A 24,732-nucleotide genomic window follows, 5' to 3' on the forward strand; every position below is an offset into this window, starting at 1 on the left:
ACGGCGGTGCGGACATCTCCACGGCATGGCGCCACCACTGCCGGCCCGCGAGCTCTCGGCCTGGCACGACCCCGAGCACGCCGAGGAACCCGACACCTACCCGCGGCTGCACGGCACGCGGCGGGTCGACGTCGCGGTGGTCGGCGGGGGGATCACCGGGCTGACGACGGCGGTGATGCTCGCCCGCGAGGGGCTGCAGGTCGCGGTGCTCGAGGCCCGGCGCCTCGGGGCCGTCGCCACCGGGAACACGACCGCGAAGATCTCGCTGCTGCAGGGGACGCGGGCCGCGACGCTGGACGCGCGCCACGACCAGGACACCGTCGACGCGTACCTGGCCGCGCACCGGGCGGGCTTCGACTGGCTGCTCGACCGGGCCCGGCGCGCCGACTGCGACCTCGAGCGCCGGGACGCCGTGACGTTCTCCTCCGCCGGGCGCTCGTCGCCGGGCGCCGACGCCGTGCGCCGCGAGGCCGCGGTGCTGCGCCGCGCCGGCTTCCCGGCCGTGCTCGGCACCGACGTCGGCCTGCCGTTCGGGGTGTCGGAGGCCGTGACGCTGCCCGACCAGGCCCAGTTCGACCCGATGCCCTACCTCGCCGACCTCGCCCGGGAGCTACACGAGGGCGGGCACCCCATGTACGAGCGGACCCGGGTGCGTGGCGTGTCGCTGTTCGGCGGCCCGCGGCTGCGCACCGACGACGGCGAGGTCCGCGCCGAGCGCGTCGTGCTCGCGACCGGCGTGCCCGTGCTCGACCGCGGCCTGTACTTCGCCCGCGTGGAACCGGCCCGGTCGTACGCCCAGGCCGTGCGCGTCGACGGACCGCTGCCCGAGGCGATGTACCTCGGGGCCGACGACCCGACGGTGTCCCTGCGCACGGCGGTGATCGAGGGCGAGCGGCGCCTGCTCACCGGCGGCTTCGGCCACCGCGTCGGGGCGAGCACGCCGACCTCGGCGCACGAGCGGGCCCTGGCCGACTGGACCGCCCGCCACTTCGACGTCCGCGCGGTCACCCACCGCTGGTCGGCGCAGGACTACCTGCCCGAGGACGGCCTGCCCTTCGTCGGCCCGATGCCCTGGCAGCCGCGCGTGCTCGTCGCCACGGGCTTCGCGAAGTGGGGGATGACCGGCGGCACCGCGGCCGGGCTCGCCCTGCGCGACCTCGTGGTCGGCCGCCGCAACCCCTGGTCGGCGGCGTTCCGCGCCGACCGCGCCCCGACCGCCGCCGCCCTGCCCGCCCTGGCCCGCGCGAACGGTGAGGTCGGCCGGTACCTGGCCACCGGCTGGGCGCGCCCGCACCTGCCGACTCGCGAGCCGCTGGCCGAGGGGGAGGGGCGGATCGAGACCACCGCGCGCGGCAAGGTCGCGCGCTGCCGCGTCGGCGGCGTCGAGCACGAGCTGGGCGCGGTGTGCCCGCACCTCGGCGGCATCGTCGCGTGGAACGACGCCGCCCGGAGCTGGGACTGCCCGCTGCACGGGTCCCGCTTCGCCCCCGACGGCGACGTCCTCGAGGGCCCCGCCACCGCCGCCATGCCCCCGGCCCCGCCCGGCCTGGCCGGCGTCGTGGCGCCGCGCTGAGGCCTCGCGGGTGTTCGAGCGATGCGGCTTTCCTGGCACGTGAGGCCAGGATCGCCACACGCTCGCCTCGGCGACACGCCGAGGGGGACGCACGGTCCCGGGCCCGGCCTCGTGCCAGCCTGGCGTCCACGCTGACGTCAGACGTCAGGAAAGCACCCACGATCACCGCTCGGGCGGACCGAGCGCCGCGGTCGCTGCTCGCGCGGGAGTCGCGTCTCCAGGGCGCGCCGGCGTCGCACCGGGACGCGGTCGTCCGCTGCGTCCGTGTCCGCCACCTCGTCGCCGGCGTCCGGCAGGGTGGTGGTGTCGGTGGCCGTCCGCCTGTCTCGTGCCCACCAGCGCCGCACGTCCCGCACCCCGTCTCCCGATGTCCTCGTGTCCCCGACGGCCCCGCCGACCGGCGGGGCCGCGATCGACGCTAGGGAGACGAAGGGTGCGGGGAACGGGGGTGAACCCGCCGGTCGACCCCCCGGAACGCCGGGGGTGTTCCCCCTGGACCGCGGCCGCTCACGTCGTGTCGGCTGCGCAGCGGGGTCGCCATGCGGCACGGTGGGAGTTACCCGGCCCACCCGCGCTGATCGACGAGGTGCCCGCATGACCCGGCGTCCGACGTGACCGACGAGCCCACGGAGGACACCGACGAGGAGCTCCCCGCCTCGCTGGAGGACGCGGCCGACCTGCTCTACGGCGTGGGCCGCGAGGAGTTCATCCCGGTCCGCGACGCGATGGTCAAGCAGGTCCGGCAGGCCGGCGACCGCGAGCTCGCCAAGGAGATCGGGGCGCTGCGCAAGCCGTCGGTGGCGGCGTGGGTGGCCAACCGCCTGGCCCGCGAGTTCCCCGACGAGATCGGCGGGCTCGAGGAACTGGGGGCCTCGCTGCGGGAGGCGCAGGAGAAGCTGGAGGGCGACGCGCTGCGCCAGCTCTCGCGTCAGCGCCACGGCCTGATCAACGCGCTGGTCGAGCGGGGCCGGCGGATCGCCCGCGAGGAGGCCGTGCGGCTCGGCGACCCCGCGGTCCGCGAGCTGGAGCGCACCATCGGCGCCGCGCTCGCCGACCCGGCCGCCGCCCGGGCGCTCGCGGGCGGGCAGCTGGCCGGCGGGATGGAGGCGGGTCCGGGGCTCGGCGAGGGCGGGATCAGTGCCGCCCTGGGCGGTCCCGCGTCCGGCGCCCGTCCGGCACGCAGCGCCGCGGCGTCACGGCCGACGCGCCGTCGCCCCGATCATCGCCCGGCCCGTCCGGCGGCGCCCGAAGCCGAGGACACCGAGGACGACGCCGACGACGCCGACGACGCCCTCGACGTGCGCGACGACCAGGAGACCCGCGAGCGCGAGGAACGCGAGCGCGCCGAACAGGAGGAACGCGAGCGCGAGGAACGCGAGCGCCGCGAGCGCGAGGAGCGGGAACGGGCGGAGAAGGCCGCGCGGGAGGCCCGCGAGCGGGCGGACGCGGCCGCCGACGCCGCGCAGGAGGCCGCGCAGGAGGCCGACGCCGCCACCGGCGAGGCGCAGGAGGCCGACGCCGCCGTCAGCGACCTGCGCGCCCGCCTCGAGGCCGCAGAGGAGGCCCGCCGGGAGGCGTGGGAGCGCGCGGACGCCGCCGCCCGCGAGCGCGACACCCGCCGCCGCGAGGCCGACCGCGCGGGCGAGGACGCCGACACCGCCGAGCGTCATGCCCGCACGCTCGGCGCGCGCTCCTGAGCGGTTCCCCGCGCAGGAGGCAGGCTGCACCCATGAGCGCAGCGGGCGGGAGCGGCACGGGCGGGCACGGCAGCGGCGGCAGCGGCGGCGCCGGTGACGGGCTCGACCCTCCCCACCTCCCGCCCCTGGTCTACAAAGTGGGCCACGAGGAGCTCGTCGTCCGGCGTCGCTACGAGGTCCTCTCGATCGTCAACGACATCCTCGTCGGGCTCTGGTTCCTCGTCGGGAGCATCCTGTTCTTCTCCGCGGAGACGACCTACGTCGGGACGTGGTTCTTCGTCATCGGCAGCGTCGAGCTGCTCGTCCGGCCGGTCATCCGGTTCTCCCGGCGGGTGCACCTGCAGCGTGTGCCGTCCGCGCACGGCATGCCGACCGACTTCGGTCCCGACTTCTGAGCGCAGCTCAGGCGGCGCGCGCGGCGAGGCGGTCGAGACGGCGCGCGGTCGGCCACTTGACGTTGCTGACCCAGCCCAGCTTCTCGAACACCCAGATCGTGCGCGCCGAGATGTCGATCTGGCCACGCCCGACGCCGTGGCGGGCGGACGTCGGGTCGGCGTGGTGCAGGTTGTGCCAGGACTCGCCCATGCTCGGGATCGCGAGCAGCCACACGTTGGTCGAGCGGTCGCGCGCACCCCACGGCCGTTCGCCGACGAGGTGGCAGATCGAGTTGGTGGACCACGCGACGTGGTGGGTCATGCCGACGCGCACGAGGCTCGCCCAGAAGAACGCCGTGACCGCACCCCACCACGACCAGGTCACGAGCCCGCCGATGACCGGCGGCGCCGCGAGGCTCACCACCGTGAGCCAGGTGAAGGCGCGGTGCACGAAGCGCATGTCGGGGTCGGCGAGCAGGTCGGGGGTGAAGCGCTGCTGATTGGTCAGGGACCGCTCGAACATCCACCCCATGTGCGCGTGCCAGAACCCGCGCACCAGCGCGGCCGGCGACGTCCCGAACGCCCAGGGCGAGTGCGGGTCGCCTTCCTTGTCCGCGAACGCGTGGTGGCGACGGTGGTCGGCGACCCAGTGCCGGATCGGTCCCTGGACGGCCATGCTGCCGGCGATGCCGAGCGCGATCCGCAGCGCACGCCGCGCGCGGAAGGCGCCGTGGGTGAAGTACCGGTGGAACCCGACGGTGACGCCGAGCATCGTCAGCACGTAGAACGCGGCGGTCAGGCCGACGTCGAGCCACGACAGGCCCCAGCCCCATGCGAGCGGCACGGCGGCGACGAGCGCGACGAACGGCACGAACGCGAACACGTAGACCATCACGTGCGGGGCGATGTGGCGTCGGTGGTCGCTGAGCTCCGCCGGCTTCTCCACCGGGGGATCGGCGGGCGGGTCGGCGGGCGGCGAGGCCGGACCGGACGTCATGCGGGGAAGCTCCCGAGGGGCGGGCGGTCCTGGGCGACGAACTCGTCGACCAGCCGGCCGGTGGCCGGTGAGGCAACCCTGACACGGGCTCCCCGACCCCCGCTCCCCGGGCCACGGAGCTGTCCCGTGACGGCCGGGTGCGCTTCGTCCGACGGCCGCTCGGCGCTCACCCGGTCGTCGCACGTCGGTAGGCCGCGGAGCGTCAGCGGTGCCATACGGCTGCCACGGACTGTCGTCCACGCCACACGCTCGGTGTTCCGGTCAGCGTTCGGCCGTCGCCGTCGTGGCCGGTGCCCCCTCGCTGCGCACCAGGTCGTCGTCCTCGGCCAGCTCGGTGAACACCGGCGGCGCCATGTCACCTCCGGACGCCATGTCCTTCTCCATCTCGGCGCGGAACCGGGCGAGGGCGTCGGCGTCCGGGTAGGTCAGCAGCACGACCACGCGATCGTCGTCGGCGTGGAAGACGCGGGCGCTGCGGCAGTCCCGCGCGGCATCGGCGTCACGGAACGCCTGGCGGAAGTGCTGGAAGCCGTAGGTCGGGAAGTCGGCGAGGGCGTGCACGGTCATCGGGCGGTCCTCCTCGGGTCGCAGGGGTCGCGGAACGGGCCGGGATGCCCGCCACGGGGGCCGTGGCACGCGTGGGTCAGCTCGCCGGCACGCCCGCGTGGCCCGTCACCGCGAGCTCGAGGCGCCCGTCGCGGACCCGCGTGCGGAACGTCGGCTGCGGCGCCGTGGCCGGGCCGTGCACGACGGAGCCGGTGTCGAGCCGGAAGACGCTGCCGTGCCACGGGCACACCACGCAGTCACCGCGGGCGTCGCCGTCGACGACCTCGCCCTCGTGCAGCGGCGCCGAGGCGTGCGCGCAGCGGTCGGCGAGCGCGTGGATCCGCACGCCTCGCCGCACGACGAGCACGCCGACGTCGCCGACGACCCGTCGCGCCGGCTCGCCCTCGGGCAGATCGGCCACGGGGCCGGCGTCCGTCCAGTCACCCGGACCGATGTGCGGGTAGCCCTCGGCGTGGTTGGCGCCCATCGCCTGGTGATAGGCCATGTGCCCGCCGAGCGTGGCGCCGGCGGTCCCCACGGCCAGGGCGGCCCATCCCCACAGCGCGCCGCCCAGGCCCCGCCCCTTCGCGCGCGCGGCCAGCGAGACCGCGTAGCCGGCCAGCATGGCGCCGTTGGCCGCGGCGTGGACCACACCGACGCGCTGCTGCTCCTCGTGCCCATCGGCGTAGTCGGCCCAGCCGGCCGCCGCGGTCGGCACCGCCGAGACCAGCCCGAGGGCGATGAGTGCCGTCGCCGGCCGGCGGGTGCGCGGCACGACGTCGAGCACGCCCGCGGAGACGAAGCTGCCGAGCGAGAGCTGGGCGAGCAACGGGTGCAGCGGGTGACCCAGCCACACGCCGTGCAGCGCGTCCTTCACGTCCTGGCGGGTGAGCACCTTGTGGACGGCGTCGCGCAACGGCGCGGCGACCTTGTCGAGGGCGGGGGTGTTCGCGAGGCGGTCGATGTCGTCGAACGGGCGCACAAGGGCCTCCGGGGGTGTGGTGGTCCCCGGGTGTCGCCGATCACGGACGTCGGCCAAACCCCGCGGTCAGTCGGCCGCCACGTACGGCTTCAGGGGCGGCTCGGCGAGCTCGTGCGGGTAGAGCGCCACCTGGGCCCCGATCCCCGCGGTGTAGGTCGCGAGGCGGCCCGGGAAGGTCACCGGGTCGACGCCTTCGTGGAACGGCCGCAGGCACGCCGCGCGATCGACCCGCGACGCCTTCGCGGGGCCGTCGTGGTCCAGCGCGTCGGTCACCAGGGCGTAGGCGACGGCGTCGAAGGAGCCCATCGACAAGTGGTCGGCGACATGGCCGGGGCAGACGTCGAAGGTCGAGATGTTCGCGCGCCGGCCCTCGCCGGTGGTGAGCGCGGAGCTCGGCCGCGGGCCGAGGTTGGGCACGACGACCTCGTCGGTCGGCGTCCACATCTGCGTGTAGTCGATGCCCGCGAACGTCTCGGTGCCCGAGTTCAGCGCCGTCGTGAACGCCGACAGCGTCTGCTGCTGCCAGAACGCGGGCGCGCAGCCCGCGGCCGCGCACACCGGGTAGGCGTCGAGGGTGCCGTGGTTGGACGGGTCGATGCCGATCATCTCGCCGACCTGCTGGCGGGTGTCCGGCCAGAACCGCAGCGCCCAGCGCCCGATCATGCCGCCCTGGCTGAACCCGACGACCGCCACGCGCTGCCCGCTGCGCTCGTTCATCGTCCGGATCGCCGCGACGACGTACTCCGCGGAGACCTGGATGTCGCTCATCGCGTGGTTCGGCAGCGTGACGGTGCAGTACGGGCGGCCCGCGGCGGCGAACGCGCGCTCGTAGTTCCAGGAGAAGTTCTCCTCGGCGGTCAGCGTCGTGCCGGGGACGAGCAGGACCGGGGCCCGGCCGGCGTCGTCGACGTCGGGCGAGCAGTCGAGCGACCCGTCCAGCTTCTCCTGCGCGACGTCGAGCGCCGGCCCGGGCCGATCCAGCGGGGCGTAGTCGCGCGCCGGCTGGGGGACCGGCAGCGGCAGCTGCGGGCCGGGGTCCGCCAGGGCGGGCGACGCGAGGGCGACCAGGACGAGCAGCGCCCCGAGGAGCACTCCCCACATGCGGCGCCCGAGTCCCATCCGCCGACCTCCCGTCGCGGGTGCGAGGACCAGGAGTCGGCCGTCGGCGCCCGAACGGACCAACGATCGGTGATCGAACCGGTCACGCGCCCCGCTCGGCGCCGGAGGCGGGGTCGTCGGTCGCCGTCGGCTGCGGAGTGATCACCCCAGCCGGGCGCCGCCGCGCCGACGGTGCGCCGAGGGCGCGGGAGATGCCGCGGGCGGCCGCCCGCACGGCCGGGACGATCGTGCGCGGCTCGGCGCCGGTGCTCGGCACGACCACCGACAGCGACGCCACGACCCGCTCGTCCTCCCCGCGCACCGGGGCGGCGACCGAGAGCGAGAGCAGGTCGACCATCCCGTCGCACACGGCGACGCCCTCCCGCCGGACCGCGGCGAGCACGCGCCGCAGCTCGTGCGGGTCGGTGATCGTGCGCGGGGTGAGCGCCGGCAGCGGGCTCGCGAGCACGTCCTCCTGCACAGCCGCGGGCGCGAACGCGAGCAGCACCTGGCCCACGCCGGTGGCGTTCAGGGGCATCCGCCCGCCGACCCGGCTGAAGACACGGACCGCCTCCGGGTGGGCCAACCGCTCGACGTAGACGACCTCGTGCCCGTCGCGCACCGCGAGCTGCACGTTCTGCCGCGTCGCCTCGTAGAGGTCCTCGAGGTAGGGCATCGCGCGTTCGCGCAGGCCCAGGCTCCGCGGGGCGAGGGCGCCGACCTCCCAGAGCCGCAGCCCGATGCGGTAGCGCCCGTCCTCGCCGCGCTCGAGCGCACCCCACGACGCGAGCTCGCCGACGAGACGGTGCGCGGTCGACAGCGGCAGCCCGGCGGCGCGGGCGATGCCCGACAGCGTGAGGGCCTCGGCCGACGGCCCGAAGGCGGAGAGGATCCCGAGCACGCGTCCGGTGACCGACGGCCCGCTCTGGCCGCCCCGCGCTGGGCTCACCCTGGGCTCCTTCCGGTGGCCGGAAGCTCGATTCTGGCACGCCCCGGCCACCAGGCACCCTGGGCCGGTGACCGCATCGCCGCAGCCCGCCACACAGCGAGAGGTCTCCGCCGAGATCGCCGAGGCGGCCGCCGCGCCGCCACAGCCCGACGGCCACCCCGACCGCGCCTACCGGCCCTACCGCAGCACCGCGCTGCGGTCGCCGCAGCGGCCCCTGGTCGTCGCGCCGCCGAGCCTCACCGAGCTGACCGCGCCGGTGTTCGGCCCCGCCGACGTGGCCCCGATCGACGCCGACCTCACCCGCCACCACACCGGCGACCCCCTCGGTGAGCGGATCATCGTCACCGGCCGGGTCCTCGACGGCGACGGGCGCCCCGTCCGCAACCAGCTCCTCGAGATCTGGCAGGCGAACGCCTCCGGCCGCTACCGCCACGACGGCGACCAGCACCCCGCCCCGCTCGACCCGAACTTCTCGGGCGGCGGGCGGGCACTCACCGACGACGAGGGCCGCTACCGCTTCGTCACGATCAAGCCGGGCGCCTACCCGTGGCGCAACCACACCAACGCCTGGCGCCCGGCGCACATCCACTTCTCGTTGTTCGGGACCGCGTTCACCCAGCGACTGGTGACGCAGATGTACTTCCCGGGCGACCCGCTGTTCGGCCTCGACCCGATCTTCCAGTCGGTCACCGACGAGAAGGCCCAGCAGCGGTTGATCGCGGCCTACGACCACGACGTCACCGAGCCCGAGTGGGCCCTGGGCTACCGCTGGGACATCGTGCTCGACGGCGCCCACGCCACGCCGCAGGATCCGGACGGAGTCTGATGCTCGACCTCACGCCCTCCCAGACCGTCGGGCCCTTCTTCGCGTTCGGGCTGCCGTTCGAGGGCGGCGGCGACGTCGTCCCCGCCGGCACGCCCGGCGCGATCACGCTGAACGGCACGGTGCGCGACGGCGCCGGGGCGCCGGTGCCCGACGCGCTCCTGGAGTTCTGGCAGGCCGGGCCCGACGGGCGCCTGCCGACCCGCGCCGGCTCGATGCAGCGCGACGGGCGCTCGTTCACCGGCTTCGCCCGCGTCCCGACGAACCGGGCCGGCGACTACACGCTGCGCACCCTGCGGCCGGCCGCCCCGACGGACTCGCCGCACGCCCCGCACCTGGCCGTGACGGTGTTCGCCCGCGGGCTGCTGCACCATCTGTTCACGCGCGTCTACTTCCCGAACCACGTCGACGCGAACGCCGCCGACCCGCTGCTCGCCGCGCTCGACGAGGAGCGGCGCGCCACGCTGATCGCCGTCCCCGACGGCGGCCCGACCGGCCCCGGCTACCGCTTCGACGTGCGCATGCAGGGGCCGGGCGAGACCGTCTTCCTCGACCTGTCCACCCAGGGCTCGGGCGCACCGCCCGCGACGACCGAGACGCCACGGTGAGCCCGGTGAGCCCCGTGCCGGAGCGCACCCAGGTCGCGATCGTCGGGGCCGGTCCGGCGGGCCTCATGCTGTCCCACCTGCTGCGTCTGCGGGGCGTCGACGCGGTGGTGCTCGAGGCGCGCCCGCGCGAGCGCGTCGAGACCCGGCAGCGGGCCGGCATCCTCGAGCACGGCACCGTCGAGGCGCTGCGCGAGGTCGGCGCCGACGCGCGGATGGACGCGCAGGGTCTCCCGCACGACGGCTTCGAGCTGCGCTTCTCCGGGCGCAGCGTCCGCGTCGACATGCAGGAGCTCACCGGCGAGCGCGTCATGATCTGGGCGCAGACCGAGGTGACCAAGGACCTCATCGCGCTGCGGCTGGACCAGGGCGAGCCGCTGCTGTTCGACGCCGAGGTGCTGGTGGTCGAGGACGTCGAGACGGACGCGCCTCGGGTCCGCTACCGGAGCGACGATCGCGAACACGTGCTGCACGCCGACATCGTCGTCGGCGCCGACGGCTCCTACGGCCCGGCGCGCCGCGCGATCCCCGAGCACCTCGTGCGACGGTTCGAGCGGATCTACCCGTACTCGTGGCTGGGGATCCTCGCCGACGTCGCCCCGTCGTCCCACGAACTGATCTACGCCCGGGGGCGCACCGGCTTCGCGCTCGCGTCGATGCGCTCGCCGAGCGTCACCCGCGCCTACATCCAGGTGCCCAACGGCACCGACGCCGCCGACTGGGCGGACGAGGCCATCTGGGACGAGCTGTCGGCGCGCTTCGCGCTGGACGACGGCTCCTTCACCCTCGCGCGCGGGCCGGTCACCGACAAGTCCGTGACGCCGATGCGCAGCATGGTCACCGAGCCGATGCGCCACGGGCGGCTCTTCCTCGCCGGCGACGCCGCGCACATCGTGCCGCCGACGGGCGCCAAGGGCCTCAACCTCGCCGTCGCCGACGTCCGCGTGCTGGCCGAGGCGCTGGGCGAGTGGTTCGCGACCAAGGACGAGACCCTGATCGACGCCTACTCCGACAGCGCGCTGCGCCGCGTGTGGAGGGCGTCGCACTTCTCCTGGACGATGACGACGATGCTGCACGTCGACCCGGACGGCGACCCGTTCGACGAGCGGCTGGCGCTGTCGCACCTGCACCTCATCGAGGCCTCCGAGCCGGCCCGGCGGGCGCTCGCGGAGAACTACCGGGGGTTCGCCCTCGGCGCGCTGTAGCGCGGCCTAGGCTCGCCGCGACGATCACACGCGCGGGGGAGACGACCACATGGGCGATCGGCTGATCTTCCAGTTGGGCACCAACAACTGGCAGCGCGACGGCGAGTTCGCCCCGGGCTCGGGGATCCTGCACGAGGCCCACCACCGCGCGTACAACGAGCTGGACGGGGTGCGCGACTACTCGATGTACCCGTCGCGGGTGCAGCGGAGCCGGGCGGGCGAGGACGACGTGCGGGTGTTCGCCCTCGAACACGACATCCCGATCTGCGAGTCGATCTCGCCGGTCTCGAGCTACCGCTGGCACGCGATGGACCCCGACGAGGTCGCGGCGTACCGCGCCCGGCTGACCGCGGAGGTCACCGCGTTCATCGACGACGTCGAGGCGTCGACGGACGACGAGTTCACGCTGTTCATCGCCCACCACGCGTTCATGAACGCGGTCGTGATGCGCGACGTCGTCCGGGCCCGGGTCGCCGCGGGCCGCCCGCGCCTCCCACTGCTCGACTTCGCGCACGGCACCGAGCTGAAGATGTACGTCCAGGAGCAGCGCGGCGACAACCCGGACGAGTTCCCGTGGCGGTTCCTGCCGTTCATCCAGCAGGAGAAGATCTTCGACTGGTCGGCGGGCCCGGAGCACGGCGTCGACGTCGTCGCCTCGATCTCCTCGGAGCAGATCGACGCCTTCGCCTCGATCTTCCCGGAGTTCCCCCGCGAACGGATCGTGCTCTCCCACAACGGCTACAACCAGCAGGTCTTCCACCCCGCGCCGGAGCTCTACGCCGACCGGGAGCGGGTGCTGGCGGGCTTCACGACCCAGCCGCCGGCGGGCTCGGACCGGGCGCCCGAGGCGGTCGCACCCGAGGGCGGGTTCGACGCCGTCGTCGCGTTCGTCGGCAAGTTCGCCGACTGGAAGCGCCTCGACGCGCTGCTCCGAGCCGCCGCGTCCTACGAGCGAGGGGAGCGGCGGGTGCTGACGCTGGTGGCGGGCTCGGGGCCGGTCGAGGAGCAGGTCCGGATGCACGACCTCGCCGCCGAGCTGGGTCTCGAGCGCACCTACTTCCTCGGGCCACGCCAGCAGGAGGAGCTCGCGACGATCTTCGCCTGCGCCGACGTGGGCGTCTTCCCGTCGTACCGGGAGCCGTTCGGGCTCGTGTTCCTCGAGTGCATGGCGTGCGGGACGCCGGTGATCGGCGCCGACTCCGGCGGGCCGCGGGACTTCGTCACCGACGCGGTCGGGACGCTCGTGCCCGAGACCGACGACCGGCAGGCGCTCGCGGACTCCCTGACAGCCGCGGTGGACCGGTCGCTGGACGAGGGTTGGAAGCAGGACAAGGGCCCGGAGGCGGCCCGGTACGCGCGCGACGGGTTCAGCGTCGTCAAGCAGGTGTCGGACCTGCTCACCGAGGTGGACCGGCTCACCGCGGGCTAGATCTGGGTGTAGCGGTCGACCAGCGCCGAGGTCGCGACCATGGTGGTGAGCCGCGCGACGCCGGGGACCCGGGCCAGGGTGCGGCGCAGCAGGACGTCGAGGGCCGCGACGTCGGCGAGGTCGACGCGGATCAGGTAGTCGACGTCGCCGGTGACGTGGTGGCAGCTGACCAGGCCGTCGAGGTCGACGATGTGCCGCTCGAACCGACCGACGGTGTTGGCGGTGTGGTCGACCAGGGTCACCGACAGGTGCACGACCAGCGCGCGGTCGACGGCCTCGGGGTCGAGCACCGCCCGGTAGCCGCGCACGACCTGCTCACTCTCGAGGCGTCGCAGCCGGCGCTGCGCCGACGACGCGGAGATCGACACGGCCTCCGCCAGGTCCGCCAGGCTCGACCGCCCGTGGTCGGCGAGGTGGTCGAGGATCCGGCGGTCGAGGCGGTCCAGCGACGGCTGGGCGGATCGTGCACGCTTCGGCGCGGTCATGACGACATCATGCGCCGCCTCGGCGATCGACTCCGTAGATCGCCCGACATTGCCCGCGGCTCCGGGCGCAACGTGGAGACATGACGAGGCGGATGGCTCTGGTGGCGATGGTGATCGCCGGCGCGGGCTGGGGAGCGGTGTTCATCGCGCCCGAGCTGGCGCCGCTCGCGCCCGCGCTGCTGCTGGCGATGGGTCGGTTCGTGGCCTTCGGGGCGGTGTCGCTGCCCCAGGTGCGACGGGTGCTGCGGGCGGACGTCCCGTGGGCCCGCGTCGTGGCGCACGCCCTCACCGGCTCGGTCGTCTACTACGGCCTCGTCGCCCTCGCCGTGCGCCTGGCCGGCCCGACGATCGCCGTCGCGACGATCGGCATCGTGCCCGTGGTCATGGCGCTGGTCTCCGCCTGGCACCGGGGGCGCGCGGGCCTGGTCGCCCTCGCCCCGGCGCTCGTGCTGGTGGGGGTCGGGCAGGTGCTCGTGCACGCCACCCCGACCCCGGGCCCGGGTGGGTGGTCCGCGCTGGTCGGCACGGCGCTCGCGCTCGTCGCCGTCGCCTCCTGGAGCTGGTACGGGCTCGATTCGCACCGTCTGTTGCACGACCGCCCCGACCTCGGCCCGGTGCTCGCGGGCGCCCAGGGACTGGCCGCCGGCGTGCTGGCCCTGCCGATCGGCGCCTGGCTCGTCGCGACCCAGGGCGTGCCCGCCGAGCCGGTGCGCGCGCTGCTCGTCGTGCTCTTCCTCGGCCTGGTGTCGTCGTGGCTCGCGGTGCGCCTGTGGCACGCGGCGGCCGCGCGGCTCTCGCCGGTGCTCGTCAGCCAGCTGATGGCGCTGGAGACCGCGTGGGGCTTCGTGTTCGCCGCGGTGCACGCCGGCGCGATCCCGGGCCCGCTGGCCCTGCTGGGCGAGGTGGCCCTCGTCGCGGGCGTCGCCCTCGCCGTCGTGACCGACGGGCACCGGGAGCGGCGGGCAGAGCTGGCGCAGCGGGCGGACGGGGCTCACGACGACGATTAGCCTGGCGTCCACGCTGACACTGAACGTCAGGAACTCCCCCACGATCACGAGCCGTGGCCCGGCTCGTCGGCGAGCACCGCCCGCGCCGCGCGCAGCGCCGCGTCGCGGATGCGCGAGGAGCGGGCGTCCTCCGAAGTCGCGTGCGCGACCGCCTCGAGCAGCGCGCACACCTCGAACCCGGCGTAGTCGCCGGCGAGACCGGCGTAGCGGCCGAGCGCGACCCGTCGGCGCAGCACCGCCGCGGCGCGGTCGATGGTCTCGGCGTCGAGCCGCGCGCGGGCGCGGCGATGGTCGGCATGGGTGGTCACGACGGCTCCCCTCGGGCAGGACGGACGCTGCGCCGCGGGGGAAGCGCGACACCGACCAGTGTGCCCGCGACCCCCGACAGCGGCGCCCGTTCGGGGCCGGCGGGCGGGCTGGGGGCGGAGCGAAGGCGTCCCTGGCTGCGTGGGAGGCAGCGAGGGTGACCCTCGCTCCTCCCGGGTCGGGGCGGCCGGCGCAGGTTCGAGGGGAGCGAGGGCGTCCCTGGCTGCGTGGGAGGCAGCGAGGGTGACCCTCGCTCCCACCACCCGGGCCACACGGCGAGTCGCGGGATCTCAGGCCGCCGGCCAGCGCACCACCAGCCGCGTCCCGCCGTCCGGGGACGTCGTGGCCCGGGTCGTGCCGTCGCGGCCGGCCACCAGCCGGGCGACCAGCGCCAGGCCCAGGCCGCTGCCGTCGCCGGCCTCCGGCCGCAGGCGGGTGAAGCGGTCGAACACCCGGTCGCGGTCCGCCGGCGCGATGCCGGGCCCGTCGTCGTCGACGAGCAGCCGGACCCACCGGCCCGCCGGCACCACCGACACGTGCACCACGGTGGCGGCGTGACGCCGGGCGTTGGCGAGCACGTTGTCCAGCACGATCGCGACCTCCGCGGGTGTCGCGGCGACCGCCACCGGCATCGGCGCCCACAGCGTGGTCGCGATCGCCGTGTCCTCGGGCAGGCGGGCGAGCGCCTCGCCGACCGCGTCGACGAGGTCCACCGGCCGGGCCGGCACCCGCTCGCCCGCGTCGGCGCGCGCCAGCGCGAGCAGGTCCGCGACCAGCGCCGACAGCCGCTCGGCCTCCCGCGCGACGGCTCGCCAGCTCTCCTCACCGCCCGCCCGGTCGGGGTGCGCGACGGCGACGTCGGCCTGGGCGCGCAGCGCGGCGATGGGGGAGCGCAGCTCGTGGGCCGACTCGCTGGTGAAGCGCTCGAGGCGGGCCACCGCGTCGTCGCGGCGAGCGAGCAGGGCGTTGATCTCCTCGGCGAGGGCGGCGAGCTCGTCGCGGGCGGGCGGCACCGGCAGGCGCTCGCCCGGCGGGAGCGAGGCGGCCGCGGTCCGCATCCGGTCGACCGGGCGCAGCGCCACCCGGGTCGCGACCCACGCGGCGGCGCCGACCCCCACGGCGCCGAGCAGGGCCGTGACCACGAGCCCGCGGGCCGCGTCGGCGAACAGGGTGGCGACGCCGTCGAGGTCCCGCGACGCGAGGACCAGACGCGGGGACCCGTCGGGCGCCGGGACCGGCACGGCGACCCAGCGCCGAGGTCCGGGCGGGCCGCCGACCACGACGGGCTCCCCGGCGGCGAGGCGCCGCACGGCGTCGGGCCCCACCGGTGGAGGACCCCGCCCGTCGACCGGGGCGCCGGCCACGTCGACGACCCGCACGTCCCCCGGCACCGCGGTCCCGGCGGCCACCGCCCGCGCGGCCGCGGCGGCGCGGTCGGTGAGGGCGGCGTCCCCGCTCGAGACCATCGCCGAGAACAGCAGCCCGCCCGCGACCCGCCCCAGCGCGAGCAGGGCGACGACCGCGACCACCCCGACCACGAGCGTGATCCGCGTCCGCAGCGTGCGCCGCGCCCACCAGCCGCGGACCGACGGGCTCACGCCCCGGCGCCCAGCCGGTAGCCGCGGCCCCGCTCGGTGCGCACGAGGTCGCCGGCCCCGACCGCCGCGAGCTTGCGACGCAGGTAGCCGATGTACACCTCGACGACGTTGCGGCTCGCCGACCCGCCCCCGCCCCACACCGCGGTGAGCAGCTCGTCCTTCGTCAGCGCGGCGTCCGGGCGCAGCGCGAGCGCGTGGAGCACGGCGAACTCGCGCGCCGACAGCTCGACCTCCCGGCCGTCCCAGCTCACCGAGCGCGTCGCGGGGTCCAGGCTCAGCGCGCCGCGGGTGACCCGGGCGGTCGCCGGACCCGAGCGGCGCAGCAGCGCCCGCAGCTGGGCCACGAGCACGACGAAGGAGAACGGCTTGACCAGGTAGCCGTCCGCGCCGAGGTCGAGACCGTCGGCCTGGTCGACCTCGCCGTCCTTCGCCGAGAGCAGCAGCACGGGGGTGGCGACCCCCTCGGCGCGCAGCGCCTCGAGCACCCGGTAGCCCGACAGGCCCGGCAGCATGATGTCGAGGACGACGGCGTCGTAGGCGCCGGTCGCCGCCTCGCGCAGGCCCTCGTCGCCGTGCGCGACGGCGTGCACGTCCATGCCCTCGGCGCCCAGCCCGCGGACCAGGGCGTCGCGCACCCCGGGCTCGTCGTCGACCACCAGCACCCGCGGCACGCCCTCGACGGTAGGGCGTTCCGCGGCGGCGGACACTGAGACCGTCTCAGCACGCCGCGTCCACGATGGGGCCATGGGACGCAGGAGCTGGGTCGGGGCAGGGCTCGGGGCGGCGCTCGTGGGGGCGGTCGGCGTGGGCCTGCTCGTCGCCCCGGCGGGCGCGGCGGCCGCACCCCCGCTGCCTCCGGTCAGCCCGGAGGACCTCGTCTCCTCGGTGATGACCGCCCGGCCGGGCGCGTTCGCCGGCGAGGTCGACGTCGACAACGCCCTCGGTCTGCCCGCCGTCCCCGGGGTCCCGCAGCTCGCGAACGGCACCTCCACGATCCGGGTGTGGTCCGGGGGCGAGGGACGCGGCCGGGTCGCGATCCCGTCGGGCGACAGCGAGCGCACGCTCGTCTCCGACGGGACGACGCGCTGGTCCTACGACTCCCGCGACCGCACGGCGACCCGCGCGCCCGCCGGAAACGGCCGCGGCGGGCCGCCGGGCGACGCCGGGGCCCAGGACCCGACGGCCGCGGCGACGCAGGCCGTGGCCACGCTGCGGCAGTCGAGCACGGTCGCGGTCGACGGCACGGCCGAGGTCGCGGGACGGGCGGCCTACCAGCTCGTGCTGACGCCGCTGCCCACCGAGCGCACGCTGCTGCGGGAGGTCCGCGTCGCGGTCGACGCCGAGACGCGCCAGCCGCTCCAGCTCACCGTCCTCGCCCAGGGCTCCCGGGAGCCCGCGCTGCAGGTCGGCTTCTCGCAGATCGCCTACGGCCCGCAGGACCCGGCGCTGTTCACCTTCACGCCGCCGCCGGGCACGACGGTCCGGGACGCGCCCGGCCCGGAGGGCCAGCACCCCGACGGCCAGCACCCCGACGGCCAGCGGCCCGCGCGCGTCGGCGACGGCTGGGACACGGTCCTGATCGGCCGGGCGCCCCAGCCCCAGCCGGGCCAGCAGCGTCCCGAGGGCGCCCCGGACCTCTCGGCGCTGGGCACGCCGGTCAGCGGGCCCTGGGGCAGCGGGCGCGTGATCACCACGGCGGTCGCCACGGTGATCGTCACCGACGACGGCCGGATCGCCGCGGGTGCCGTGCCGCAGCAGGTGCTCACCGAGGCCCTCGCCCGGTGACGGCGGCGACCTCGACCCCGCACACGGTGACGGCGGCGCCGCGCGACGCGGTCGCGGCCCGGGTCCGTGGGCTGCGCAAGACCTTCGGCGCCACCGTCGCGATCGACGACGTCGATCTCGACGTCCCCGCCGGGGCGGTCCTCGGGATGCTCGGGCCGAACGGGTCGGGCAAGACCACGCTCATCCGGATGCTGCTCGGGCTGACCCGCCCGACCGCCGGGACGGTCGAGCTCCTCGGGCACGCCGGCACGGACCTCGCGGCCGCCCTGCCCGACGTCGGGGCGCTCGTCGAGGGTCCCGGGTTCCACCCGTTCCTCACCGGGCGCGACAACCTGCTGCGCTGCGCGGCCGCCGAGCCCCGCCTGGTCGGCGACGCACGCGGGCCCGTCGACGCGGCGCTCGAGAGGGTCGGGCTCGCCGACGCCGCGCGGCGGCGCTACCGCGGGTACTCGCTGGGCATGAAGCAGCGGCTCGGGCTCGCCGCCGCGCTGCTGGTCCCCCGGCGCCTGGTCGTGCTCGACGAGCCGACCAACGGGCTCGACCCGGCCGGCACCCGCGACGTCCGCCGGGTCGTCGCCGAGCTGCGGGACGCCGGCGCCACCGTGCTGCTCTCCTCGCACCTGCTCGCCGAGGTCGAGGCGGTCTGCAGCCACGTCGCGGTGCTGCAGACCGGCACGCTGCTCGTCTCCGGGGAGCTCGCCGCCCTGCTCGACGCCGACGCGGGCGGGCTGGTCGTCAGCACCCCCGACGTCGACGACGCGATCGCCGCCCTGCGCGCCGCCGGCACGCCGGCGCACCGCGCGGAGGGCGGGGTCGCGGTCCCGCCCGGGCCGCTGGAGGCGCCGCAGATCGTGGCGGCCCTCGTCGGGGCCGGGGTCGCGGTCTGGGAGGTCCACCGCCGCCGTGCCCACCTCGAGGAGCTGTTCGCCCGGCTGACCGAGGAGGACGCGTGACGACGGTCGAGCCCGCCCGCACCACGGCGCCGTTCGGCAGGCTGGCCGCCGCCGAGGTCCGCTGGGTCCTGCGCCGGCCCCGCACGCTGGTGCTGTTCGCGCTCCTGGCGCTGGTCCCGGTCGCGATCGGGGTGGGGATCGCGCTGACCGGCGGCCCGGGCGGGGGCGACCGCGACGGCCCCGGCCTGGTGGCGGCCGTGGCGGGCAACGGCCTGGTCCTCCCGATCGCGGCGCTCTCGCTCGCCCTCGCGCTGCTGCTGCCCCTCACCGTGGCGACCGCGGCCGCGGACGCGCTGGCCGGCGAGGCCGCGCACAGCACGCTGCGTGGTTTGCTCCTGGCGCCGGTCGGGCGGACGCGGCTCGTCGCCATGAAGGGCGTCGGCGTGCTGACCGTCGCGGTCGTCGCCGTCCTCGCCGTCGCCGTCGTCGGCGTGGTGACGGGATGGATCGTGGTCGGCGGGCCGAGCGGCACGCTGATCACCCTGTCCGGCACCACACTCGGGCTCGGCGAGGCGCTCGGGCGCGTGGCGCTCGTGGCCGGGTGGACGATCGTCCAGCTCCTCGCGGTCGCCGCCGTCGCCCTCGCGGTCTCGGCGTTCACCGAGCACCCGCTCGTCGTGCTCGCCGCGGTCCTCGGCGGGCTGATCGTCTTCGGTGTCCTCGCGGCGATCCCGTCGCTCGAGTGGCTCCAGCCCCTCCTGCTGACCTCGGGCTGGGGCGCGGGCACCGACGCCCTGCGCGACCCGCTGCCCCTCGACGGGTTGGCCTCGAGCACGCTGCGCGCGCTGGTCTACCTCGTCCTCGGTGCCGCGGTCACCGTGTGGCGGATGCGACGCCGCGACGGGTAGGGCCCGGTCAGGCGAAGGCGTCGCGGTGGTCGTGCACCCAGTGCGCGAAGGTCCGCCCGGGCCGGCCCAGGAGCGGGGCCACGTCGTGGACCGGCTGCGGCACCCCGTCGGCGGGCGCCCACAGGTGCAGCAGCGAGTCGGCGACCCAGGACGGGGCGTACCGGCTCATCCGCTCGCGGTACTCGTCCGCCGAGAGGCCCACGACCTCCACGTCGCGGCCCACCTCGGCCGCGATGGTGGCCACCTGGTCCCGGAACGACAGCGACTCCGGTCCCGAGAGGGTCGGCGCGGTGCCGCGCACGGCTCCTCCGGTCAGGGCCGCCACGGCGACGTCGGCGATGTCCGCCTCGTGGATCGGGGTGACGTGGCTGTCGGGATACGGCAGCTCGACGACGCCGGCGCGCACGCCCGCGGCCCAGTCGAGGGTGTTCGCCGCGAAGGCGCCGGGGCGCAGCAGCGTCGCGGTCAGGTCGGCGTCGACGAGGGGTTTCTCGGCCTCCCGGTGCATCTCCCCGATCCGGTCGGCGGGGTCGTGGTGAGTGCTCGACATCGACGACAGCAGCACCACGTGCTCGACACCGGCCGCGACCGCGGCGTCGGCGAGGCCGGACGTGTCGCCCTGCGCGTAGAGGAGCACCTGCTCGACGCCGTCGAGCGCGGGCGCCAGCGTGGCGGGGTCGGTGAGGTCGACGGCAACGGGCGCCACCCCGGCCGGCAGGTCGAGCCGGCTCGCGTCGCGGCCCGAGCCGCGGAGGTCTCCGGCGGGGATGCCGGTCGCGAGCAGGGCGTCGATGACGGCGCGGCCGACGCGGCCGCGGGCTCCGGTCACCAGGATCACGGGTACCTCCTTGACGAACGACGTTCGTGACGAACACCGTACGCCGCGAACACCGATCGTCAAGCTAGGGTGACGGCCGTGCCCGCGAGCCCCCGCACCCGCCCCGCGAAGTCCGCGCTGAGCCGCGAGGCCGTGGTGGCGGCCGCGCTCGCGGTGGTCGACGAGGTCGGGTTCGACGCCGCGAGCATGCGGCGGGTCGCGGCCGCGCTGGACACGGGTCCGGCGTCGCTCTACGTCTACGTCGCCGACCGGGGCGAGCTCATGGAGGCCGCGCACGACCTCGCGCTGGCCGGGGTGGAGCTGCCGACGGGGGGCGACTGGCGCGACCGCCTCGAGCAGCTGGTCGCGCGGGTCGTCGGCGCGCTCGCGGCGCACGGCGACCTCGCCATGGCGGCCATCGCCACCGTGCCCCTGGGTCCGCACTTCCTGCGGATCACCGAGGAGATGCTGCGCCTGCTGCGGGAGGGCGGGATCGCCGACGCGGCGTGCGCCTGGGCGGTCGACCTGCTCGTGCAGTACGTCGCCTCCTCGGCGCTCGAGCAGGGCGCGTGGAACCGCGCGCAGCGCGCGATCGCCGACCCGGCGCAGGCCACCGCCGAGGCGATGGGTGCCGACTTCGCCGGCCGGATCGACGCCGTCTACGCGCGCCTCGACCCGGAGGCGTTCCCGGCGATCACCGCGCTCCGCCCGCTGTTGACGGCGGGCGGCGGGGACGAGCGCGACGCGTGGAAGCTGCGGGTGATCGTCGACGGCCTCCTCGCCCAGGGGTAGCCGCGCGGGCCGTCCGGGCCACGCTCATCATGGGCGCCATGACGCTGCTGGCTGCGCTGCTCGACGGGGCCCTCGACGAGCCCGAGGCGATCCGGGTCGGCGACACCACGATGTCCGGTCCCGAGCTGCTGGGCGCCGCGGCGGTCGTGGCCGACCAGATCGGCGAGCGGCCCGACGAGGGCCCGGTCGCGGTGCTCGCCGAGCCGACGGCGCAGACGGTCGTGGCGATGGTCGGCGGCCTGCTCGCCGGCGTGCCCGTCGTCCCCGTCCCGCCGGACACCGGACCCGGCGAGCGCGGTCACGTCCTCGCGGACTCGGGCGCCTCGTTGTGGATCGGCGAGCGGCCGCCGGAGATCACGCTGCCGGTCCGCAAGGTCGACCTGACCCGCCGCAGCGGCGACGTCGCCCGCGAGGCACCGCACGACGGCCCGGCGCTCGTGCTCTACACCTCCGGGACGACCGGCCCGCCCAAGGGCGTGCTCCTGTCCCGGGCGGCGATGGCCGCGGGCCTCGACGGCCTCGCCGAGGCGTGGGAGTGGACGCCCGGGGACACGCTCGCGCACGGCCTGCCGCTGTTCCACGTCCACGGGCTCGTGCTCGGCGTGTTCGGGGCGTTGCGGGTCGGGTCGCACCTCGTGCACGTCGGGCGCCCGAAGCCCGAGGCGTACGCCGCCGCCGTGCGCGACCACGGCGCCAGCCTGCTCTTCGGCGTCCCGACGGTGTGGTCGCGCGTCGCCGCCGACCCGGACTCCGCCGCTGCGCTGCGGTCGGCCCGGCTGCTCGTCTCCGGCAGCGCGCCCCTGCCGGTCCCGGTGTTCGAGACGATGCGCGAGCTCACCGGGCAGGCGCCGATCGAGCGCTACGGCATGAGCGAAACGATGATCACCGTGTCGGTCCGGGCCGACGGGGAGCGCCGCCCGGGCTGGGTCGGCGTCCCCGTCGCCGGGTTCGAGACCCGCCTGGCGTCGACGGACGAGGAGAACGAGGGCGAGCTCCTCCCGCACGACGGCGAGACCATCGGCGAGCTGCAGGTGCGGGGGCCGGGCCTGTTCTCGGGCTACCTCGGGCGGCCCGAGGCGACCGCCGCGACGTGGACCGACGACGGCTGGTTCCGCACCGGCGACGCCGCGGTGATCGACGCCGGCGGCTACCACCGCATCGTCGGCCGGCGCAGCGTCGACCTCATCAAGACCGGCGGCTACCGGGTCGGTGCGGGCGAGATCGAGACCGCGCTGCTCGAGCATGGCGCCATCAGCGAGGCGGCGGTGGTCGGCGAGCCCGACGACGACCTGGGCCAGCGGATCGTCGCCCACGTGGTCGTCAGCGGCGCGGCCGTCGATCCCGACGAGATCATCGCCTTCGTCGCCGAACGCCTCTCGGTGCACAAGCGCCCCCGCGAGGTCCGCGTCGTCGACGCCCTGCCCCGCAACGCCATGGGCAAGGTGCAGAAGGCGCGGCTCTAGCCATGTGAGCGAACTTCGGTGCTATAGCACCAAAGTTCGCTCACATGGGGCGGCGGGCGCGCAGGACCGCGTCGGACAGGAAGGCGGGGCGGCCGTCGGGCTGGGCGCCGGTGCGGGCGCGGCGCTCGGCGACCTCGATCGTCCAGCCGGCCAGGGCGTCGCCGAGCTCGGCGATCAGCTGCTCGGCCGTCGCGAAGAACTCCGGCGGGTGGTGGTGGGCGAACTCCTCGGGCATGCCCTCCGGGTCGTGCCCGACGAGCAGCAGCCGCCCGCCGGGCGCCACGGCCCCGGCGAGCCCGGCGAAGATCGTCGGCCGGACCGCGGTCCACAGCTGCATGAAGTGCGCGGTGACGAGGTCGTAGGTGCCGGGGACGTCGTCGTGGAGGAGGTCGACGACGGTCGTCGTCACCCGGTCCGCGACGCCGTCGGCCGCGGCGCGGGCCTCGACCCGGGAGAGCCCGACCTCCGACACGTCGATCGCCGTGACCTGCCACCCGCGGGTGGCGAGCCACACCGCGTCGCCGCCCTCGCCGCTGCCGACGTCGAGCGCGGTGCCGGGTGCCAGGTCGGCGGCCTCCTGCACGAGGACGGCGTTCGGCTCGCCGCTCCAGAGCTTCTCGCTCGAGCGGTAGCGCTCGTCCCAGAAGGCGGCGGTGAACTGGTCGTGCGTGCTCATGCGAGGGCTCCTTCCCGGTGGCGGGCGACGGCCCGCGCGATGTCCTCCTCGACGAGGTCGGCGTTGATGCGCGCGCCGGCCATCGTGCCCTCGGCGGCCGCGGCGACGACCTGCGCCGACAGGTTGCCGACGTTGCCCGCCGCCCACACCCCGGGCACGGCTGTCTGTCCGGTGGCGTCGACGGTCGCGACGTACCGCCCGAGGGGGTTGTCGAGGACCTCGACGCCGAGATCCTCGAGCACCGCGCTGCGGGCGACGAAGCGCGGTCCGACGACGAGGGCCTGGCGCGCCACGACACGGCCGTCGGCCAGGCGGGCGCCGACCAGGCGTCCGTCCGCGATCTCCAGCCCGGTCACCTCCTCCTCGATCACCGCGATGTCGAGCGCCGCGAGCTGCTCGGCCTCGGCGTCGGTCAGCGCCGGAGCGTGGTGGCGCAGGTAGACGAGGTCGTCGGTGAGCTGCGAGAAGAGCTTCACCTGGTGCAGGGCGTTCGGACCGGTGCCGAGCACCGCGACCGCCCGGTCGCGGACCTCCCACCCGTGGCAGTAGGGGCAGTGCAGCACGTCGTGACCCCACAGCTCGCGGACGCCGGGCAGGTCGGGCAGCTCGTCGACCAGGCCGGTGGCGACGAGCAGGCGGCGCGCGCGCAGCGTCGTGCCGTCGTCGGTGTCGACGGCGAACAGGTCGCCCTCGCGGCGGGCGGCGACGGCCGTGCCGGACCGGATGCGCCCGCCGTACGACTCGACCTCCGCGCGCCCCAGGCGCACGAGCTCGGCGGGCGGCAGGCCGTCCCGGGTGAGGAACGCGTGCACGCCGTCGGCCGGGGCGTTGCGGGGCTCGCCGGCGTCGAGCACGAGCACGTCGCGGCGGGACCGGGCGAGGGTCAGCGCACCGGACAGGCCGGCCGCGCCGCCCCCGAGGACGAGGACGTCGAGGGGTTCTGGTGACATGCCACGAGCCTGCTCCGGTCGCCACCACGCGGCGAGAATTCTTGCCAGAATGGCAAGCATGGACGACGTCCTCGAGGGCCTCGGGGCCCGGCTGGCCACCCGGCGGAAGCGGGCGGGCCTCGGGCTCGCGGAGCTGTCCGCATCGACCGGCATCTCGACCAGCACGCTCTCCCGCCTCGAGACCGGTGGGCGGCGCGCCACCCTCGAGCTGCTGCTGCCCCTCGCGACGGTCTACGGCACCGGGCTCGACGAGCTCGTCGGCCTGCGCGAGAGCGCCCCGGCCCGTGACGAGCCGGTGTCGCGCACCGAGGACACCGTCATGTACCGGCTCTCGCGCAGCCCCGGCCAGCCCGCCGCGTACAAGTTCGTCTTCTCGCCCGCCCGCCACCGGCCGCCGGACGACCTGCCGACCCACCTCGGCTGGGAGTGGGTCTACGTCCTCGCCGGCCGTCTCCGCGTGATCAACGGCGACGACGACCTCCTCCTGCGCCCCGGCGAGGCCACCGAGATCGACACCCGACGGCCGCACTGGCTGGGCAGCACCGGCGACGGCCCGGTCGAGGTGCTCGCGCTGTTCGGCCGCCAGGGCGAGCGCGTGCACATGCGGGGCACGCGAACGGGGGAGTTCGCGCGCATAGAAGCACGGCGAACATCCCATTGAGCACGCCGATAGGACGTTCGCTGCACAACACGCGCCTTCTCGAACGATTCCGGTCGCTCGCGGTGGTGGTCTGTCGCACGGAGCGAAACCGGTCGGGGCTGACCGCTCTACGA

General features: G+C 75.9%; 26 protein-coding genes. 14 read left to right on the forward strand and 12 right to left on the reverse strand.

Annotation, left to right across the window (positions count from 1 at the left end):
* The first annotated feature begins 25 nt into the window (after positions 1 to 25).
* The 3 genes from ACR9E3_RS06430 (at position 26) to ACR9E3_RS06440 (ending at position 3,665) form a co-directional block, all read left to right on the forward strand.
* Positions 26 to 1,573 (forward strand): FAD-dependent oxidoreductase, encoded by a 1,548-nt coding sequence (locus ACR9E3_RS06430; protein WP_460379258.1) that lies wholly within the window; start codon positions 26 to 28, stop codon positions 1,571 to 1,573.
* A gap of 611 nt (positions 1,574 to 2,184) precedes the next feature.
* Positions 2,185 to 3,270, forward strand: coding sequence for a hypothetical protein (locus ACR9E3_RS06435; protein WP_460379259.1), 1,086 nt, complete (start codon positions 2,185 to 2,187; stop codon positions 3,268 to 3,270).
* A gap of 32 nt (positions 3,271 to 3,302) precedes the next feature.
* Complete coding sequence (locus tag ACR9E3_RS06440) at positions 3,303 to 3,665, forward strand: YrhK family protein (protein ID WP_460379260.1); 363 nt, start codon at positions 3,303 to 3,305, stop codon at positions 3,663 to 3,665.
* A 7-nt stretch (positions 3,666 to 3,672) separates the two neighbouring features.
* On the opposite strand, the gene ACR9E3_RS06445 is transcribed toward ACR9E3_RS06440, so the two are convergent.
* From ACR9E3_RS06445 to ACR9E3_RS06465, 5 genes are all read right to left on the reverse strand, one after another.
* Positions 3,673 to 4,641 (reverse strand): acyl-CoA desaturase, encoded by a 969-nt coding sequence (locus ACR9E3_RS06445; protein WP_460379261.1) that lies wholly within the window; start codon positions 4,639 to 4,641, stop codon positions 3,673 to 3,675.
* Between the two features lie 261 nt (positions 4,642 to 4,902).
* Entirely contained in the window at positions 4,903 to 5,208 is a 306-nt protein-coding gene (locus tag ACR9E3_RS06450; RefSeq protein ID WP_460379262.1) for a hypothetical protein, read from the reverse strand.
* 76 nt (positions 5,209 to 5,284) lie between these two features.
* Positions 5,285 to 6,169, reverse strand: a complete 885-nt coding sequence (locus ACR9E3_RS06455) for a Rieske (2Fe-2S) protein (protein ID WP_460379263.1) — start codon at positions 6,167 to 6,169, stop codon at positions 5,285 to 5,287.
* Between the two features lie 66 nt (positions 6,170 to 6,235).
* The gene (locus ACR9E3_RS06460) at positions 6,236 to 7,288 is read right to left on the reverse strand and encodes an esterase/lipase family protein (protein WP_460379265.1); all 1,053 of its coding nucleotides are present in this window, start codon (positions 7,286 to 7,288) and stop codon (positions 6,236 to 6,238) included.
* 82 nt (positions 7,289 to 7,370) lie between these two features.
* Positions 7,371 to 8,216: an IclR family transcriptional regulator gene (locus ACR9E3_RS06465; protein WP_460379267.1), complete on the reverse strand. Its 846-nt coding sequence runs from the start codon at positions 8,214 to 8,216 to the stop codon at positions 7,371 to 7,373.
* Between the two features lie 115 nt (positions 8,217 to 8,331).
* Here ACR9E3_RS06465 and pcaH point away from each other — a divergent pair, with 115 nt between their 5' ends.
* The 4 genes from pcaH to ACR9E3_RS06485 all read left to right on the forward strand — a co-directional run bounded on the left by pcaH (position 8,332) and on the right by ACR9E3_RS06485 (position 12,278).
* Positions 8,332 to 9,042 (forward strand): protocatechuate 3,4-dioxygenase subunit beta, encoded by a 711-nt coding sequence (pcaH, locus tag ACR9E3_RS06470; protein ID WP_285659947.1) that lies wholly within the window; start codon positions 8,332 to 8,334, stop codon positions 9,040 to 9,042.
* A complete protein-coding gene (pcaG, locus tag ACR9E3_RS06475; RefSeq protein WP_460379268.1) occupies positions 9,042 to 9,647 on the forward strand; it encodes a protocatechuate 3,4-dioxygenase subunit alpha in 606 nt (201 codons plus the stop codon). Before pcaH ends, pcaG begins: the two co-directional genes overlap by 1 nt.
* 65 nt (positions 9,648 to 9,712) lie before the next feature.
* Complete coding sequence (locus ACR9E3_RS06480; protein ID WP_460379658.1) at positions 9,713 to 10,849, forward strand: 4-hydroxybenzoate 3-monooxygenase; 1,137 nt, start codon at positions 9,713 to 9,715, stop codon at positions 10,847 to 10,849.
* Between the two features lie 49 nt (positions 10,850 to 10,898).
* Entirely contained in the window at positions 10,899 to 12,278 is a 1,380-nt protein-coding gene (locus ACR9E3_RS06485; RefSeq protein ID WP_460379270.1) for a glycosyltransferase, read from the forward strand.
* Here ACR9E3_RS06485 and ACR9E3_RS06490 read toward each other — a convergent pair.
* Complete coding sequence (locus ACR9E3_RS06490) at positions 12,275 to 12,763, reverse strand: Lrp/AsnC family transcriptional regulator (protein WP_460379271.1); 489 nt, start codon at positions 12,761 to 12,763, stop codon at positions 12,275 to 12,277. The two genes, ACR9E3_RS06485 and ACR9E3_RS06490, sit on opposite strands and share 4 nt — an antisense overlap.
* Positions 12,764 to 12,843: 80 nt before the next feature.
* On the opposite strand from ACR9E3_RS06490, the gene ACR9E3_RS06495 reads away from it, so the two are divergent.
* A complete protein-coding gene (locus ACR9E3_RS06495) occupies positions 12,844 to 13,770 on the forward strand; it encodes an EamA family transporter (protein ID WP_460379272.1) in 927 nt (308 codons plus the stop codon).
* A 44-nt stretch (positions 13,771 to 13,814) separates the two neighbouring features.
* On the opposite strand, the gene ACR9E3_RS06500 is transcribed toward ACR9E3_RS06495, so the two are convergent.
* The 3 genes from ACR9E3_RS06500 to ACR9E3_RS06510 form a co-directional block, all read right to left on the reverse strand.
* A complete protein-coding gene (locus ACR9E3_RS06500; RefSeq protein WP_460379273.1) occupies positions 13,815 to 14,078 on the reverse strand; it encodes a hypothetical protein in 264 nt (87 codons plus the stop codon).
* Positions 14,079 to 14,366: 288 nt separating this feature from the next.
* Positions 14,367 to 15,674: a sensor histidine kinase gene (locus ACR9E3_RS06505; RefSeq protein WP_460379275.1), complete on the reverse strand. Its 1,308-nt coding sequence runs from the start codon at positions 15,672 to 15,674 to the stop codon at positions 14,367 to 14,369.
* The gene (locus tag ACR9E3_RS06510; protein ID WP_460379659.1) at positions 15,671 to 16,336 is read right to left on the reverse strand and encodes a response regulator transcription factor; all 666 of its coding nucleotides are present in this window, start codon (positions 16,334 to 16,336) and stop codon (positions 15,671 to 15,673) included. Before ACR9E3_RS06510 ends, ACR9E3_RS06505 begins: the two co-directional genes overlap by 4 nt.
* Before the next feature lie 82 nt (positions 16,337 to 16,418).
* Between ACR9E3_RS06510 and ACR9E3_RS06515 the strand changes: the two genes are divergently transcribed.
* Genes ACR9E3_RS06515 through ACR9E3_RS06525 form a run of 3 tightly spaced genes read left to right on the forward strand, consistent with a single transcriptional unit; the run spans position 16,419 to position 19,260 of the window.
* Positions 16,419 to 17,459 (forward strand): LolA family protein, encoded by a 1,041-nt coding sequence (locus ACR9E3_RS06515; protein ID WP_460379276.1) that lies wholly within the window; start codon positions 16,419 to 16,421, stop codon positions 17,457 to 17,459.
* Entirely contained in the window at positions 17,456 to 18,412 is a 957-nt protein-coding gene (locus tag ACR9E3_RS06520) for an ABC transporter ATP-binding protein (RefSeq protein WP_460379277.1), read from the forward strand. The genes ACR9E3_RS06515 and ACR9E3_RS06520 overlap by 4 nt, the downstream gene beginning before the upstream one ends.
* Positions 18,409 to 19,260, forward strand: coding sequence for an ABC transporter permease subunit (locus ACR9E3_RS06525; RefSeq protein ID WP_460379279.1), 852 nt, complete (start codon positions 18,409 to 18,411; stop codon positions 19,258 to 19,260). The genes ACR9E3_RS06520 and ACR9E3_RS06525 overlap by 4 nt, the downstream gene beginning before the upstream one ends.
* Positions 19,261 to 19,267: 7 nt before the next feature.
* On the opposite strand, the gene ACR9E3_RS06530 is transcribed toward ACR9E3_RS06525, so the two are convergent.
* Positions 19,268 to 20,098 (reverse strand): NAD(P)H-binding protein, encoded by an 831-nt coding sequence (locus tag ACR9E3_RS06530; RefSeq protein ID WP_460379280.1) that lies wholly within the window; start codon positions 20,096 to 20,098, stop codon positions 19,268 to 19,270.
* Between the two features lie 78 nt (positions 20,099 to 20,176).
* Here ACR9E3_RS06530 and ACR9E3_RS06535 point away from each other — a divergent pair, with 78 nt between their 5' ends.
* Positions 20,177 to 20,869, forward strand: a complete 693-nt coding sequence (locus ACR9E3_RS06535; protein WP_460379281.1) for a TetR/AcrR family transcriptional regulator C-terminal domain-containing protein — start codon at positions 20,177 to 20,179, stop codon at positions 20,867 to 20,869.
* Positions 20,870 to 20,907: 38 nt separating this feature from the next.
* Positions 20,908 to 22,332 carry an acyl-CoA synthetase gene (locus ACR9E3_RS06540; RefSeq protein WP_460379283.1) on the forward strand — a complete coding sequence of 475 codons (1,425 nt, stop codon included), beginning with the start codon at positions 20,908 to 20,910 and terminating at the stop codon, positions 22,330 to 22,332.
* A gap of 40 nt (positions 22,333 to 22,372) precedes the next feature.
* On the opposite strand, the gene ACR9E3_RS06545 is transcribed toward ACR9E3_RS06540, so the two are convergent.
* Both ACR9E3_RS06545 and ACR9E3_RS06550 read right to left on the reverse strand, forming a co-directional pair.
* Positions 22,373 to 23,008 carry an SAM-dependent methyltransferase gene (locus tag ACR9E3_RS06545; RefSeq protein WP_460379284.1) on the reverse strand — a complete coding sequence of 212 codons (636 nt, stop codon included), beginning with the start codon at positions 23,006 to 23,008 and terminating at the stop codon, positions 22,373 to 22,375.
* On the reverse strand, positions 23,005 to 23,958 hold the full coding sequence (locus tag ACR9E3_RS06550; protein WP_460379285.1) for an NAD(P)/FAD-dependent oxidoreductase: 954 nt from the start codon (positions 23,956 to 23,958) through the stop codon (positions 23,005 to 23,007). Before ACR9E3_RS06550 ends, ACR9E3_RS06545 begins: the two co-directional genes overlap by 4 nt.
* A 58-nt stretch (positions 23,959 to 24,016) precedes the next feature.
* On the opposite strand from ACR9E3_RS06550, the gene ACR9E3_RS06555 reads away from it, so the two are divergent.
* Positions 24,017 to 24,619: an XRE family transcriptional regulator gene (locus ACR9E3_RS06555; protein ID WP_460379286.1), complete on the forward strand. Its 603-nt coding sequence runs from the start codon at positions 24,017 to 24,019 to the stop codon at positions 24,617 to 24,619.
* Positions 24,620 to 24,732: the final 113 nt, after the last annotated feature.

It is taken from the genome of Actinomycetospora sp. C-140, assembly GCF_054796175.1.

What these genes read in the sequence shown, in the direction of transcription:
- ACR9E3_RS06430 (WP_460379258.1), top strand. Translation starts at nt 26, where the DNA reads ATGGCGCCACCACTGCCGGCCCGCGAGCTCTCGGCCTGGCACGACCCC.
- ACR9E3_RS06440 (WP_460379260.1), top strand. Translation starts at nt 3,303, where the DNA reads ATGAGCGCAGCGGGCGGGAGCGGCACGGGCGGGCACGGCAGCGGCGGC.
- ACR9E3_RS06445 (WP_460379261.1), bottom strand. Translation starts at nt 4,641, where the DNA reads ATGACGTCCGGTCCGGCCTCGCCGCCCGCCGACCCGCCCGCCGATCCC.
- ACR9E3_RS06450 (WP_460379262.1), bottom strand. Translation starts at nt 5,208, where the DNA reads ATGACCGTGCACGCCCTCGCCGACTTCCCGACCTACGGCTTCCAGCAC.
- ACR9E3_RS06460 (WP_460379265.1), bottom strand. Translation starts at nt 7,288, where the DNA reads ATGGGACTCGGGCGCCGCATGTGGGGAGTGCTCCTCGGGGCGCTGCTC.
- pcaG (WP_460379268.1), top strand. Translation starts at nt 9,042, where the DNA reads ATGCTCGACCTCACGCCCTCCCAGACCGTCGGGCCCTTCTTCGCGTTC.
- ACR9E3_RS06480 (WP_460379658.1), top strand. Translation starts at nt 9,713, where the DNA reads ATGCTGTCCCACCTGCTGCGTCTGCGGGGCGTCGACGCGGTGGTGCTC.
- ACR9E3_RS06485 (WP_460379270.1), top strand. Translation starts at nt 10,899, where the DNA reads ATGGGCGATCGGCTGATCTTCCAGTTGGGCACCAACAACTGGCAGCGC.
- ACR9E3_RS06490 (WP_460379271.1), bottom strand. Translation starts at nt 12,763, where the DNA reads ATGACCGCGCCGAAGCGTGCACGATCCGCCCAGCCGTCGCTGGACCGC.
- ACR9E3_RS06495 (WP_460379272.1), top strand. Translation starts at nt 12,844, where the DNA reads ATGACGAGGCGGATGGCTCTGGTGGCGATGGTGATCGCCGGCGCGGGC.
- ACR9E3_RS06515 (WP_460379276.1), top strand. Translation starts at nt 16,419, where the DNA reads ATGGGACGCAGGAGCTGGGTCGGGGCAGGGCTCGGGGCGGCGCTCGTG.
- ACR9E3_RS06540 (WP_460379283.1), top strand. Translation starts at nt 20,908, where the DNA reads ATGACGCTGCTGGCTGCGCTGCTCGACGGGGCCCTCGACGAGCCCGAG.
- ACR9E3_RS06545 (WP_460379284.1), bottom strand. Translation starts at nt 23,008, where the DNA reads ATGAGCACGCACGACCAGTTCACCGCCGCCTTCTGGGACGAGCGCTAC.
- ACR9E3_RS06550 (WP_460379285.1), bottom strand. Translation starts at nt 23,958, where the DNA reads ATGTCACCAGAACCCCTCGACGTCCTCGTCCTCGGGGGCGGCGCGGCC.
- ACR9E3_RS06555 (WP_460379286.1), top strand. Translation starts at nt 24,017, where the DNA reads ATGGACGACGTCCTCGAGGGCCTCGGGGCCCGGCTGGCCACCCGGCGG.